Consider the following 13,563-nt stretch of genomic DNA (forward strand, 5'->3'; position numbering starts at 1 on the left):
AGGCTCGGTGGAGCAGGTCGCTCAGACCGTGGTGACGACCTCGTCGTAGGCGAGTCGCGGTGAGCGCGCGTGCCAGGCGTCCGCGCCGGGGCGGCCGATAATCACGACCATCAGCGGCGTGTGGTCGTCGTCCAGGAACTCCTTCTGGACACCCGGGAAGTCGAACCCGGTCATCGGCCCCGCGGCCAGCCCCGCCGCGCGCACGCCGAGGATGAAGTACGCCGCCTGGAGCGTCGCGTTGAGCAGGGCGGACTCCTCGCGGACCGGGCGGTCGGCGAAGACGACGTCCTTGGCCTGCGGAAAGTGCGGGAGCAGCGCGGGGAGTTCCTCGTGGAACTCGTTGTCGGCAGCGAGGATCGCGACCAGCGGCGCGGCCGAGGTCTTCGGCCGATTGCCCTCGTCCATGTGCTGCGCGAGCCGCTCGCGGGCCTCGGCCGAGCGGACCAGGGCGATCCGTAGCGGCGACTGGTTGTAGGCGGTGGGGGCGTACTTCACCAGGTCGTAGATCGCCTGGACCTGCTCCTCGGTCACCGGCTCGCTGGTGAAGGTGTGGGCGGTACGGGCCTCACGGAAGAGGAGGTCCTGGGCGGCGGGATGGAGGGTGAGCGAGGACATCGAGTGCTCCTGTCGTTCAGTCTTGATAATCTCAACGTTGAGATAAAAGCAGCCTGACTCCTTCAACGTCAAGTCTCTTAACGTTGAGAAGGTGTCCATTGAGAGGAATGTGGCGATGAGCGATGCCGTGGACGCGATCATCGGTCAGTGGGCCAAGGAGCGCCCCGACGTGGTGGAGGATCTCTGGCCGGTGGAGCTCTTCGGGCGGATCCAGCGGTTGGCCCGGGTGGTCGACAAGTCCGCCAAGGCCACGGCCGCCGCGCACGGAGTGGAGCACGGCGAGTTCGACGTACTCACCACACTGCAGCGCTCAGGGCCGCCCTACGCCCTCACCGCCGGATCCTTCCTCAAGGCGTCCATGGTGACCTCCGGCGCGATCACCAACCGCATCGACAAGATGGAGGCCAAGGGCCTGGTCGAGCGGGTGCGCGAAGGCGACGACCGGCGCACCATCAAGATCCGCCTCACCGAACACGGACACGAGGTCACCCGGGCCGCCTTCGCCGACCATCTGGCGAACTACGCACGGCTGCTCGCCGATGTGGACCGCGACCTGGTCGAGAAGACCGCCGAGGGCCTCCGGAAGGTGCTGGAGACCCTGGGGGACACCACCGTCAAGTGAGGACCATCCGACAGTCGTGAGCCGGAGGTGACAGGCCGTCGCACCCTCAGGCGCATGACCCATGCCGACGACGACCCCGCCCGAGCTCGCCTTCAGTCGAGGGAGCGCACTCTGCGCAGGCGGTTTCGGGCGGCCACTCCCGTGGAGGCGCGTGTCGGTGACGGTCCCGGTGTCCGGGGTGCCCAGATGTCCGGCTGTCCGACGACCGACTCGCCGCCGTGCCGGGGTGGCCGTGGCCGTGGTCGCGGCGTCTGCTTCATGGACCCGGCAGGCCACGCCATGGAACTCATCACCGCGCCCTATGGTGGCTGGCCGTCGTAGTCGCGGACATCGAGGGTCGCGCCCCGCACGGCGGGACGCGGCCCTCGGCACAACCAGCAGGCGGGAGAACTCCCGCGTCCCGCGGGTCCGCCGTGCGGCGCGTCGTGGCGCGGGAAGGACCTCGGTCGGGCCTGGTCGGATGGAGCGAGTGGCTGAGTGCCGGGACGTCGGCGTGCGGGTCACCCGACGGGTAGTCGCGCAGGGTGATGTTCTCGGCGGCCCGGCGGGCGATCTTGGCCGCCATGTTCTTGCCGGGGAGGTAGGGCATGACCTTGTAGTAGCGGTTGAGGGCCGTGGCAGCGAAGCGGCTGCTGGGGACCATGAGGCCGGCGACACCGTCGCCCATCTTCTGGCAGCCTTCCGCGTACGCTCGCATCTCGCGCTCGTAGCGGGCGAAGGCGACCGTGTAATCACCGCGGGCGGCGGCGAGTTCGCCGGCGAGGACGTAGGCGCCGACCAGGGCGAGACCCGAGCCCATGCCGGACAGCGAGGACGGGCAGTACGCGGCGTCACCGAGCAGCGCGACCCGGCCGCGCGACCAGCGGTCCATGCGCACCTGGCTGACGGAGTCGAAGTAGAAGTCGGGCGCGTGACGCATGTCGTGCAGCAGCCGGTCGCTATGCCAGCCGGTTCCGGCGAACTGCTCCGCCAGAAGGGTCTGTTGGCGGGTCACGTCGTGGCGGTCCAGGTCCAGGGCCGGGGAGCCGAAGTAGAACACGGCCTTGGCCTCGGTGTTGTCGCGGGCGCTGTACATCGCCACCATCCGGTTCGCGGTGCGGTAGGCGTGGCCGGTGTGGTCGAGTCCCAGGTGGTTGGCGGTGGTGAAGATGGCGCAGTAGACACCGAGGTGCTTGACGAAGTCCTCCTCAGGTCCGAAGGCCAGCCGGCGGGTGGTGGAATGCAGTCCGTCGGCACCGATCACCAGGTCGAAGCGGCGGGGGGCGTGGCGCTCGAAGGTGACGGCGACACCGTTGGCGTCCTCGGTGAGCGAGGTGATGGAATCGCCGAAGAGGTACTCGGTGTACGGGCTCGTCTCGTCGTACAGGATGCGTGCCAGGTCACCGCGGAGGATCTCGACGTCCCCGGCGAACAGGTCGGCGGGCAGCTTCGCGACGGACTTGCCCGTGGTGTTGACGTACGACATGGAGCCCATGCCCGTACGAGCGCGCTGGACGGTGTCCAGGATGCCCATGCGGCGCAGCACCGACAGGTGCGCGTGGCCGCGGAAGTCGACGGCGTAGCCGCCGTCGCGCAGCGCGGGGGCGCGTTCCACGATCGTCGCCTCGAAGCCGTGGCGGTGGAGCCAGTGGGCGAGCGCCGGGCCGGCGACGGAGGCGCCGGAGATGAGGACCGAGAGCTTTCCGGTGTGGGTGCTGGTGCTGGTGAACTGCTTCGTGGTCTTCCGCGTGTTCGTCATGGGGAAGAGCTTGTCCGGGTGCGCTCACCGGGCGCTCGCACATCGCTCACCGACCCCGCTCACCCCGCGCGCATGACCGCCTCGACGGCGGCTTCCTGCAGGCCCATCAGGCGGAGCGTGTCCGGGAGGCGAGGGCCAAGGCCGGAAACGGATGCGGCGGCCCGGCGGTAGTGGTCGCGGGCCGCGGCGTGGTCGCCGCGGGCCTCGGCGACCCGGCCGAGGCCGGCCAGGGCGCACACCCGGTTGCCCAGGCTCTTGACCCAGTGCGGGTCGATGCGTTCGAGCGCCTCGGTGAAGAGCCGTCGCGCCTCGTCCAGGTCGCCGTCGAGGAGCGCGATGTCGCCGAGCCCGCGCAGCGCCGCCCCGAGGCCGGCGGAACTACCGCCTGCGCGGGCGAGGGCGGCGGCTTCGGTGTAGTCGGCACGCGCCTGGCCCGGGTCGCGGCCGACGTGCTGGTCGCCCCGGTTGACCAGGAGGTCGGCGGAGTCCTCGAGGGCGCCCAACTCGCCGGTGAGGGCGAGGGCGCGGTCGGTCAGCGCCACCGCCTCCGCACGGTCTCCGCGTGCCCCGGCGAGACCGGCGAGGGCGTCCAGGGCCAGTGCCGAGCCCCAGCGGTCGCCGAGGGCGCCGAAGCCGTCGGCGGCGGTACGGAAGTCGTGCGCGGCGCGCTCGGTGTCGCCGTCGCTCAGCGGCCCGTACCCGGACACGTACGCGGCGGCGGCCCGCCCCCACGGGTTGGGGCACGTGCGCTGGGCCGCCACGAGCGTGAATGCCGCCCCGGGGTCGGCCTCTCCGGCGTTCCGCATCATCCAGAGCAGCAGGGCGGCCGGGTAGCGGCCGGCCCGGTCGCCGGGCCACGCGACCTCCAACGCCTTCTGCGCCGCAGCGCGGTGGCGGCGCCAGGCCGGCTGTCCGGCGGAGGTGGCGGCGGCGAGCAGTACGCACACCGCGTACTCCTCGCCCCACGCGTCCGGGGACGCGTCGGCAGCCCCTTCCCCGAACTCCTCCCCCATCGCTTCGAGCAGGGCCGCCGCGTGCGCGGCGGCCGTGGCGGACACGCCGCGGATCCACAGGGACGTCGCGGCCGAGGCGAGCAGGCGCAGGGCGGTGCCGTGGTCGTGCGCGCCGAGCGCCCGGCGGAGCGCCGCGGCGAGATTGCCGTCCTCGGCCGCCGTGCGTGGCAGCCATTCCAACTGGGAGGCCCGCAGCAGGTGTTGACCCGCGTAGCCGAGGAGGTCCAGGACGTGTGCGGCGTGCAGCCGTCCGATCCGCTCTTCCTCTCCGGACTCGTGCAGGCGCTCGGCGGCGTACGCGCGGACCGTCTCCAGCATGCGATGGCGCCCGCCGCCGACGGCCTCCAGTATCGACTTGTCGACCAGCGACTCCAGGGTGTCGCCGTCCATGCCGCACACCTCGCGCGCGGACCGCGCGGTCGCGCCGCCCGCGAAGACGGCGAAGCGGCGCGCCGCGCGCTGTTCGTCCTCCGAAAGGAGCTCCCAGCTCCAGGCGACCACGGAACGCAGCGTACGGTGCCGCGCGTCGGCGCCGCGGCTGCCGCAGGCTGTGACGGCGAGCAGGTCGTCCAGACGCCCGGCCAGTTCGGCGAACTCCAGGGTGCGCAGCCGTGCCGCCACGAGTTCGATCGCCAGCGGCAGTCTGTCGAGGGCGGCGCAGATCCGCCGTACGGCACCGGGGTCGGGCGCGGGCCCCCGGCGTACGGCACGGGCCCGGTCCTCGAAGAGCCGTACGGCCGCGTCCTCGTCCAGCGGGCGGACCTGCCACACGTGCTCGCCGATGACCCCGAGCGGCTCCCGGCCGGTGGCCAGGATCCGCAGCCGCGGACAGGCCCTCAGCAGCCGTGCCGCCAGGGCGGCGGCCTCGTCCACGACGTGCTCGCAGTTGTCCAGGACGATCAGCAGCGGGCGGTCCGACAAGGCCGTGATCAGGCGGTCGAGCGGTGTCTGTGGCTCGCCCGCCATCTGGAGGCCGTTCTCGCGCAGCCCGAGCGCGCTCAGCAGCACCCGTGCCGCGCCGGATCCGTCGCGCAGCGCGGCCAGTTCCACGAAGCACACGTCGTCGCCGGCGGCCGCGGCCCCGCGCGCGACCTCGGCCGAGAGCCGGGTCTTGCCGACGCCGCCGGGGCCGGTGAGACACACCAGGCGGGCCGTCCGCAACAGGGTGGCGACCTCGGAGGTCTCCGTGCCGCGGCCGACGAAGGAGGTGAGGGGTGATGGCGGTGCGGCAGGCGTGGGCGCGGTACCCGCGTCCAGCAACTCACGGTGCAGCGCGCTCAGTTCAATCGAGGGGTCGGCGCCGAGCTCGTCGGCCAGGTGGCGTCGGGTCTCCTCGTAGACCACCAGCGCCTCGGCCTGGCAGCCCTGGGCGAACAGGGCGCGGATCAGCAGGGCGGCCAGCCGTTCGCTCAGAGGATGCGCGCCGACCAGCTCGCGCAGCTCCGGCACAACGGCACGGGGCTCGCCGGAGCGCAGCTCGGCCTCGATCCGGTCCGCCACGGCGGCGAGCCGGAGCTCCTCCAGACGCGCCGCGGCCAAGCGGGCCGACTCGCTGTCGGGGAGCCCGGCCAGTGCGGTCCCCCGCCACAGGCCGAGCGCCTGCCGCAGCACCGAGGCCGCCCGTACCGTGTCGCCGTCTCGTAGGGCCGCACGCCCCTCGTCGGCCAGCCGCTCGAACCGGACGGCGTCCACGGCCAGTTCGCCGTCCCCAGTACCTCGGCCGCCAACGGCCTCTCCGCCACCTCCAGCGTCTCTGGCGGCGCCCGCTTCGAGCAGTATCCGGTAACCGGCGCCGACCCGTTCGATCGTGGCCCCGGCGGGCAGCACCGCACGCAGCCGCGAGACCTGGGACTGCACCGCGTGCGCGGACACCGTGCCGCCCGGCTCGATCTCCTCGGCGAGGCGCTCCGCCGACACGACCGCGCCGGGGCGGACCAGGAGCAGCGCCAGCAGGGCCCGCCGTGCTGGGCCGCCCAACGGCACCTCGGTGCCGTCGTCGTGCCACGCCCGAGTCTCTCCGAGGATTCCGAACCGCATTCCGGCGATTAGATCACGCGGTGGCCAGGGGCCCGAGGTAGGTACCGCCCGAGACGTCGATGGTCTGACCGGTCACCCACCGGCCCTGCGGGCCCGCCAGGAACCCCACCACGTCGGCGACGTCCTCCGGTTCGCCGATCCGGCCGAGCGCGGTGATGGCCTCCAGTCCGGCGACCACCTCCGGGATGGCGGTGTAACCGGCGGTCAGATCGGTCCGAACGGCCCCGGGCGCGACGGTGTTCACCGTGATGCCGCGTCCGCCCAACTCGTTGGCGAGCGAGGGCCCCATCGACTCGAGCGCGGCCTTGCTGACGGTGTATCCGATCTGGGTGGCAACTGCGAACCGGCTGGCCGTCGACCCCATGTTGATGACGCGGCCGCCGTCGTTCAGCAGGGTCAGCGCGCGCTGGATCACGAAGAAGGGCGTGGTGACGTTGATGTCGATCAGCCGGGCGAACTCCTCCGGGGTGACCTGACCGATCGGGCTGCCCGAGCCGATGCCCGCGTTGTTCACGAGGATGTCCAGGTCGCGCACCCCGTGGGCGGCCAGCCCCGCGAAGAGCCGGTCGACCGCCCCGGCCTCACCGAAGCGCGCCCCTACGGCGACCGCCCGGCCGCCGTTCTTCTCGATCCGCGCGACGGTCTCGCGGGCTGCCTCGGCGTTGCCGCCGTGGTGCACCACGACGAACGCGCCGTCGGCGGCGAGCCGCAGGGCGACCGCCCGCCCGATGCCGCGCGAACCACCGGTCACCAGCGCGGTCTTACCGGTCAGCTGAGCTGTCTGAGTCAACTCCGCACCCCTCTGCATGTGGACGGACCCCCGTGGGATCCGGCGATGTCCTCATGCTCGCCACCAGGGCTCACCGACGACTCACCGACGACTCACCACGGCCGCGCCGGCCCACCACGGCTCACCGCCTTCGGGGACGACCGGGGACGGGCACCAGTCAGGCCCCGGCCGTTCGAGGCGGACCGGGGCCTGTGGACCTGGCGGATACTCCGAGGTGGCCGCTCCGTTGCGACCAGGTGAGAGCGGGATACCTGCGAAGGTGCGTGCCCCGCCCCGCGACGCCGCCCCCCCATTTGCCGGTCGGTCTTAGTCGGGCGGTTTGGTGATCGCGTCCTTCAGGATCCGGACGGCTGTGTTCTCGGTCGGTGTTGGCCGGCCGGAGAGGCGGTGGACCATGACCCAGGTGCCGTCCTCCAAGGCGCCCGCGAAGACGGAGGCGCCCCGGGTAGCGCCGTTGTGCCAGCGCAGGCGCCCTGAGGTCTGCCAGGTCAGTGCGGGTTCACCCAGCTTTCGTTCGACGAGCAGCTTGGTCACCAGACGCGCGGTCTCGCGTGGGGTGGCCCACATCCCTCCGGCGGGCAGGACCGCGCCACTCATGGTCCAGGGGCGGAGGGGCCGGCCCAGGAATCCGCGTCCGCTGAGTCGTCTGGCCGGTGGCGGGTTCGAGGTCACCTCGGTGATGTTCAGGGGAGTGAGAACGTGACGGTTCAGGAGCTCCTCGTACGGTGCGTCCGCCGCAGCGGAGAGTGCCGCGCCGAGGACGGCGTAGCCGAGGTTGGAGTACTCCGCCTCTCCGCCCGGAGGTCCGGTGGTGAAGGTGTCGAGGCGCTCCAGGACGGCGTTCAGGGCTTCGAGGTCGAAGTCGGCGTACGGATCGAGCCGTCGTAGACGCGGCGGAACCCGAGGCAGCGCGGCGGTGTGTTCCGCGAGGTGCCGCAGGGTGATGCCGGTTCCGGCAGGTATGCGGAGGAATTGTTCGAGTGGGTCGTCGAGTTGGAGCACGCCTGCTTCAGCCAGCTGGGCGAGCAGGGTTCCGGTGAGCGGCTTGGTCAGCGAGCCGATCTGGACGAAGCGGTCGAGGTCATGGCCGTGGCTGACCTGGGGGGCCTGGGTGCTGCTGAGAATGCAGATGGGTACCGGGGGCATGGCGCGCCTTCAGTCGGTGATGCGGGGCAGTGCGCAGGCCGCTGTACCGCCCGGCATGCGGTGTCTGTTCCTGGCCACCGTTCGGTAGATGACGTGCGCTGCCAGGCTGATCGGGGGAAGCCGCAGGCAGCGCCCTATCAGCCGGTACCTGCGGGCGGGGGAGGAGCCGAGAAATCCGGCCAGGGCGGGGGCACCGCCGTAGTGCACCTGGCCCCCGTCGAACAGCAGAACTTCTCTGTTCAGGCGCCCCGGGTGGGCCTGGGCCAGTTCCGGTGAGAGGGCCTGCCAGGCGACGGCCTTCGTCCGGGGTCTGGCCCGGAACTGCATCTGCCGCACGGCGGCCTGACAGAAGCCGCAGTCGCCGTCGAACGCCAGCACGCTACGCAGTTCGGTGGCGCCGGCTGCGGTGCTGTTCGTGGCGGTGTCGTCCATCGTTGAGGTGGCCCTTCTCCTTCAGGGGAACAGGAGCAGGAACGGGACGGGGGCGTGACGCGGGAGAGGAGCGGACTGGTGCGGTGGCGGGCTTTCACAACAGGGGAGCCAGCCACCCTTTGGGTACCTCGAAGACCTGCCTGAACAGTTTGCCGCACAGTACACGGTCCTCTTCGCGCGCCGCTCTCTCGTTATCGCCGTATCGCTCACCGGACGCCTCACGCACGACGACTTCGTCGAGCTGAGCGTTGGCGGAGGTCATGGGCCGTGGGGGCGGGATATTCCGGTCTGGTAGGCGATGACTACGAGTTGGGCGCGGTCTCGGGCGCCGAGTTTGGTCATGGCGCGGTTGACGTGGGTTTTGGCGGTGACCGGTGTGACGTAGAGCCGTTCGGCGATGTCGTCGTTGGACAGGCCGGCTGCGACCAGGGTGACGACCTCGTGTTCTCGCGGGGTGAGGGGGGCCAGTTGTGGCGGCGTGGTCGGGCCGGGTGGGGCGGGTTGGGACAGAAAGCGGTTGATCAGGGATCGGGTCGCGGCGGGTGAGAGCAGGGAGTCCCCTGCGGCGACCACCCTGATGGCGTCCAGGAGTTCGTCGGGGTTGATGCCTTTGCCGAGGAAGCCGCTGGCTCCGGCGCGTAGTGCCTCGGCGACGTATTCGTCGTTCTCGAAGGTGGTCAGTACCAGGATCTTGACGCCTGCGAGGTTCTCGTCCTCGGTGATGAGCCTGGTGGCGGCGAGGCCGTCGAGGTCGGGCATCCGGATGTCCATGAGGATCAGGTCGGCGCGGTGGCTGCGGGCCAGTTCGACGGCCTCGCGTCCCGTTGCGGCTTCGGCGACCACCTCCATGTCGGCGGCCGAGTCGATGAGTATGCGGAAGGTGCCGCGCAGCAGGGCCTGGTCGTCGGCGAGGAGGACACGGATGGTCATGGTCAGCCCTTTCGGCCCGCGCGGAGCGGCAGTTCGGCGTGGATACGGAAACCTCCGGCGGGGCGTGGCCCGGCGGTGAGGGTGCCGCCTGCGGCTTTGGCCCGCTCGTGCATCCCGATCATTCCGTGTCCGGTGCGGGTGCTCTGGGTTTCGTCGGTGGTTGTGGTGGCGGGGGTGTTGCCGCTGCTGTTTCCCGGGGTGCTGGGGCCGTCGTCTTCGACGGCGATCCGCAGGGCGTCGGTGCGGTAGTCCAGGTGGACCCGTGCCGATACGAGGCCGGCGTGCTTGCGGGTGTTGGTCAGGGCTTCCTGGATGATCCGGTAGGCCGTCAGATCGGTGATCGGCGGCAGCTCGCCCGGTTGCCCGGTGCGTTCGGGTGTGACGTCGAGACCGCAGTGGCGGAAGGAGTCCAGCAGAGCATCGAGATCGGCGAGGCCGGGTGCGGGTTCGCAGGGCGCGGCCGGGTCGTCGCTGTAGCGGAGCAGTCCTACGGTGGCACGTAGCTCGTCCAGTGCCGCCCGGCTGGTGTCCCGGATGCGTTCGAGGGCTTGGTAGGCGTGGTCGGGCTCGGTGCGCATCAGGTGGTGGGCGACGCCTGCCTGGGCGTTGACCAGGGTGATGTGGTGGGCGACGACGTCGTGGAGCTCTCGGGCGATGCGGAGGCGTTCTTCGGTGACGCGGCGCCGGGCCTCTTCCTCCCTGGTGTGCTCGGCCTGTTCGGCTCGCTCCAGGGCGGAGTCGAGCAGTTGGCGGCGGCTGCGGACGGCGTCGCTGCTGGCCATCGCCAGGCCCAACCCGGCGATCAGGGCCAGGTGTTGCCAGAGGTTCTCCAGGCCCGGACGGCAGATCAGCGAGGCGACGACGAGCACTGCCGTCGCGCACGCGCCGACCCGGTGGGCAGCACGCCGGTCGGTGCGCATCGCCACCGAGTAGAGCGCGACCGCGGTGCAGACGGGCGACGGCCCGGGGAGGGAGAAGAGCAGGAACTGGACGACGCTCACGGCCAGGGTCGCCGCCAGCACCTGGAACGGCCAGCGGCTGCGGGCGAGCAGCGGCACGCAGGCGACCGCCAGGCCACCAATGGCCCAGGACACCGGGGTCCGGTGGACGTAAGAGCCTGCTACCGCCACCGGGGTGGACAAGACGAAGCAGCTGACCGCGACGGCCAGGTCGCCCATCCACGGCTGGACCAGCAGCGACTTCCTGAGCCGGTCGAACATCTGCACTCCTTCACCGTACACAGCCGGCCCGGACCGGCTGATGACGCCGATCCAGCCCTGCGGTGCTCGCGGGCCTATTGCCATCCGCTCGCCCCGCACCCAGGACATCCACACGAGCCACGCCTCCTTCCTCGCCGGCCGAGGTCCGGCCTCGACCAGAGATCACATCTGGTCGAGGCCGGACCGTACGGGTCGCCCCTCGTCTGCGTCAGATCTTCAATTGCGGCGCGCAGGCCCGCCCGGTGATGCTCGTCAGTTCGCTGCCACTGCCACGGTCTGGTCCTCGTGTGCCAGCAGTTGCTGCAGCTGCGTCCTCTCGGCGTGCAGGCCCTCGAAGAGCGCGGTCCGCAGTTCGTCGGGGAGCGAGCCGATCGAGTACTTCGTCAGACGCGATGCGTCGCACCATTCGAGGAGCCCACGCTCCGCAGACCACCGCAGGAGTAGGTCATCGAGGTGCGCACTGCTGCGGAGCCAGTCCAGGGCGGTGTTGGGGTGAGGTGCCGCGACGCATATCCGGTTCTTCTGGGTGTCGTCCTCGTATGCTGCCTCGACGTGGGCGGCGAAGGCGGCGCTGAACACTTGCTGGCACGGGACGAGTGCCTGCAACGTGATGCGGGAGCCACTGAACATCGGCATCACCGGCCGCGCCTCGAGGCCGTCCGCGGTGCAGTCGATGTAGAGGGTTCCAGGGCGGGCGGGAACGGTCGCCCCGTCGAGTTCCACCGCGTCGGCGCCGATGCGCCGGACCCTGCCGCTGCGGACGATGTCGGAGATCCGCCGGAGCTGTTCGAGTTCGGTCCGGCTGACGGTCGCGCAGCGATACGCCGTCGGCGTGACGTCGGAAGACAGCCTCAGCAGGAGACCGCCGGCTTCCAGCCGCTGGAAGAGCTCCTCGACCGTGTGGGATTCGAGCACCGCTCGGATGCGAGCGCTGAACGACTCGGCATCGCTCGCGGCGTTCTCCGGTCCGGGCTGGATCTGAGCACGGTCGAGCAGCCACGAGTCACGCGGCGTGATCCAGGTGATGCCGGACGGGTCAACGCCATGCTGCAGAAGCCAGAGGCACGCGTCGATGCCCGTCTTTCCCGCTCCCACCACGGTGTAGTGCGACGCCTGCTGATCCAGGGCCGGAAGCTGGTTGGGAGTGATCAGCCGGACCCCGGAATCCACCTCGTACTTCGGCGTGCACATCGCAGGAACCGTGACATTCATGTAGGTGGCGTCCACGGTCCGCCGACGCACCCGTATGTCGAACTCGCCACCGGTGACGACGGAGTGACACCGCTGGACATCCGGTCGCGCCGGATCCGCGCCATCGTAATGGGACATGGGGAAGTACGAGACGCGACCGCTGGGCAAGAGGGTTTTGCGCATCACCTGGTCGAAATAGGTGAGGATCTCATCGGACGACGCCAGCTCGTGAAGCCCCGCATTCCAGCCGTCCTGGTCCACTTCGTCTGTTCCCAGTTCACGAGAATTGACGCCGTAGAACGACGAAGGCTGATGCAGCCGCACGAACGGGTAAGCGACCGTCCAGTGGCCACCGGGTCGACCGTAGCGATCGACGATGGCCACGGTCGCGTCCGTCTCGGCCAACAGAGTGTCGGCGAAGGCCATGCCCATGGCTCCAGCACCGACGATCAAGTAGTCAACCTCTATTGTTTCCCGCGCTGACACCGTATTCCCTCTCTCTTACATTGGTACAAACTCGCAATTGCGCTGGCTGGGCGGCGTCTTCGTCGCCGCTCACCAGTGCTTTTTCTCCGCTGAATGCCCGTGCGTACGCGGCAGGACAGCGACCCGTCTCGTCAGGACTCGCGTCCGAAGGCGGCTCGCAGCTCGGAGACGAAGAGGTGCGGAACCTCAAGGGCGGGGAAGTGTCCGCCACGTTCCAGGACATTCCAGTACCGCAGGTTCTCGAAGCGCGCCTCGACCCAGGCGCGGGGCGCTCGGAACGGCTCCTTCGGGAACACCGACACCGCTGACGGGACAGTCACCGGAGTCCAGTTCTGGGGTGGCAGGCTCTCCCAGTACAACCGCGCTGACGACGCGCCACACGCGCCGAACCAATAGATCGCGGCATTGTCCAGCAGCCGCTGACGAGACACCGCGTTCTCCGGATGCCCGTCACAGTCGGTCCAGCCCTGGAACTTCTCCACGATCCAGGCAAGTTGCCCGGCCGGGGAATCCGCCAGGCCGTACCCGAGCGTCTGGGGGCGCGTCGACTGCAGGACCATGTACCCGCGCTCGGCCGCCAGCACTTCCCTGGCCGCAGCCAGATCCGCACGCTCGAATTCGCCGAGATCGTCCTCGGTGAACCCCGAGGGCGGCTGGACCGACGGCATCGTCGTATGCAGCGCCTCGACCCGGTCAGGGTGACGGACCCCCAGCGCCGTCGTGATGAACGCACCCCAGTCGCCGCCCTGGGCAAGAAAACGCTCATAGCCGAGCCGGGCCATCAGCTCGGCCCAGGCATCGGCAATACGCTCGATCCCCCAGCCCGTCCCGGCCGGCTTGTCGGAGAAACCAAATCCCGGCAACGAAGGCGCCACCACGTGAAACGCGGGCTCACCGGCCGGCGGATCGGCCAGCTCGTCGAGAATATCGAGGAACTCCACCACCGATCCGGGCCACCCGTGAGTCATCAGCAGGGGCCGCGCATCCGCACGAGGGGAGCGGACGTGAAGGAAATGGATTCCCAGCCCGTCGATCACCGTGCGCCACTGACCGCGGTCATTGAGCTCGGCTTCGAGCCGGCGCCAGTCGTACTCTTCGAGCCAGTACCGGCACAACTGCTGGACGTAGGAGCGCGGAATCCCCTGTGACCAGTCATCGACCGTCTCGGCCTCGGGAAGCCGGACATGACGCAAACGGTCGCGCAAATCCTCCAGTGCTTCGTCGGAAACGCCGAGCACGAAGGGTACGACGGTGTCGGAATCAACCACAATGCTCTCTCCCCCGCAGCGCAGACACAGCGGCGATGCGGTTGTTGCGTTCTTGCATTACCAGAGGCTGCGTTT

General features: G+C 70.2%; 11 protein-coding genes and 1 pseudogene. 2 read left to right on the forward strand and 10 right to left on the reverse strand.

Annotated features, from left to right (window positions below; translation table 11 throughout):
• Positions 1-21: 21 nt before the first annotated feature.
• The gene (locus NRF20_RS24170) at positions 22-615 is read right to left on the reverse strand and encodes a malonic semialdehyde reductase (protein WP_413753263.1); all 594 of its coding nucleotides are present in this window, start codon (positions 613-615) and stop codon (positions 22-24) included.
• 115 nt (positions 616-730) lie between these two features.
• Between NRF20_RS24170 and NRF20_RS24175 the strand changes: the two genes are divergently transcribed.
• Together NRF20_RS24175 and NRF20_RS24180 are read left to right on the forward strand one after the other, a co-directional pair.
• Positions 731-1,237: a MarR family winged helix-turn-helix transcriptional regulator gene (locus NRF20_RS24175; RefSeq protein WP_398628234.1), complete on the forward strand. Its 507-nt coding sequence runs from the start codon at positions 731-733 to the stop codon at positions 1,235-1,237.
• Positions 1,238-1,474: 237 nt separating this feature from the next.
• Positions 1,475-1,558: pseudogene (locus NRF20_RS24180) on the forward strand (VOC family protein); the annotation flags it as partial.
• Here NRF20_RS24180 and NRF20_RS24185 read toward each other — a convergent pair.
• The 9 genes from NRF20_RS24185 to NRF20_RS24225 all read right to left on the reverse strand — a co-directional run bounded on the left by NRF20_RS24185 (position 1,527) and on the right by NRF20_RS24225 (position 13,491).
• Positions 1,527-2,975 (reverse strand): FAD-dependent monooxygenase, encoded by a 1,449-nt coding sequence (locus NRF20_RS24185; protein ID WP_398628233.1) that lies wholly within the window; start codon positions 2,973-2,975, stop codon positions 1,527-1,529. The pseudogene NRF20_RS24180 and the gene NRF20_RS24185 overlap by 32 nt on opposite strands.
• Positions 2,976-3,034: 59 nt before the next feature.
• Complete coding sequence (locus NRF20_RS24190) at positions 3,035-6,025, reverse strand: BTAD domain-containing putative transcriptional regulator (RefSeq protein ID WP_413753264.1); 2,991 nt, start codon at positions 6,023-6,025, stop codon at positions 3,035-3,037.
• Between the two features lie 13 nt (positions 6,026-6,038).
• On the reverse strand, positions 6,039-6,815 hold the full coding sequence (locus NRF20_RS24195; RefSeq protein WP_398628231.1) for an SDR family oxidoreductase: 777 nt from the start codon (positions 6,813-6,815) through the stop codon (positions 6,039-6,041).
• 306 nt (positions 6,816-7,121) lie between these two features.
• Positions 7,122-7,961 carry a serine hydrolase domain-containing protein gene (locus tag NRF20_RS24200; protein ID WP_413753265.1) on the reverse strand — a complete coding sequence of 280 codons (840 nt, stop codon included), beginning with the start codon at positions 7,959-7,961 and terminating at the stop codon, positions 7,122-7,124.
• 9 nt (positions 7,962-7,970) lie between these two features.
• Complete coding sequence (locus NRF20_RS24205; protein WP_413753266.1) at positions 7,971-8,393, reverse strand: thiol-disulfide oxidoreductase DCC family protein; 423 nt, start codon at positions 8,391-8,393, stop codon at positions 7,971-7,973.
• A gap of 258 nt (positions 8,394-8,651) precedes the next feature.
• The gene (locus tag NRF20_RS24210; protein WP_266360121.1) at positions 8,652-9,323 is read right to left on the reverse strand and encodes a response regulator; all 672 of its coding nucleotides are present in this window, start codon (positions 9,321-9,323) and stop codon (positions 8,652-8,654) included.
• A 2-nt stretch (positions 9,324-9,325) separates the two neighbouring features.
• Positions 9,326-10,651, reverse strand: coding sequence for a sensor histidine kinase (locus NRF20_RS24215; RefSeq protein WP_413754599.1), 1,326 nt, complete (start codon positions 10,649-10,651; stop codon positions 9,326-9,328).
• A 144-nt stretch (positions 10,652-10,795) separates the two neighbouring features.
• Positions 10,796-12,187 (reverse strand): NAD(P)-binding protein, encoded by a 1,392-nt coding sequence (locus NRF20_RS24220; protein ID WP_398628228.1) that lies wholly within the window; start codon positions 12,185-12,187, stop codon positions 10,796-10,798.
• Between the two features lie 164 nt (positions 12,188-12,351).
• Entirely contained in the window at positions 12,352-13,491 is a 1,140-nt protein-coding gene (locus NRF20_RS24225; RefSeq protein ID WP_413754600.1) for an epoxide hydrolase family protein, read from the reverse strand.
• Positions 13,492-13,563: the final 72 nt, after the last annotated feature.

This window comes from Streptomyces sp. R-74717, from assembly GCF_047305335.1.
Taxonomy (GTDB): Bacteria; Actinomycetota; Actinomycetes; order Streptomycetales; family Streptomycetaceae; genus Streptomyces; species Streptomyces atratus.

Coding starts and splice junctions, on each gene's coding strand:
- NRF20_RS24170 (WP_413753263.1), bottom strand. CDS start 615: ATGTCCTCGCTCACCCTCCATCCCGCCGCCCAGGACCTCCTCTTCCGT.
- NRF20_RS24200 (WP_413753265.1), bottom strand. CDS start 7,961: ATGCCCCCGGTACCCATCTGCATTCTCAGCAGCACCCAGGCCCCCCAG.
- NRF20_RS24190 (WP_413753264.1), bottom strand. CDS start 6,025: ATGCGGTTCGGAATCCTCGGAGAGACTCGGGCGTGGCACGACGACGGC.
- NRF20_RS24210 (WP_266360121.1), bottom strand. CDS start 9,323: ATGACCATCCGTGTCCTCCTCGCCGACGACCAGGCCCTGCTGCGCGGC.
- NRF20_RS24215 (WP_413754599.1), bottom strand. CDS start 10,651: ATGTCCTGGGTGCGGGGCGAGCGGATGGCAATAGGCCCGCGAGCACCG.
- NRF20_RS24185 (WP_398628233.1), bottom strand. CDS start 2,975: ATGACGAACACGCGGAAGACCACGAAGCAGTTCACCAGCACCAGCACC.
- NRF20_RS24205 (WP_413753266.1), bottom strand. CDS start 8,393: ATGGACGACACCGCCACGAACAGCACCGCAGCCGGCGCCACCGAACTG.
- NRF20_RS24175 (WP_398628234.1), top strand. CDS start 731: ATGAGCGATGCCGTGGACGCGATCATCGGTCAGTGGGCCAAGGAGCGC.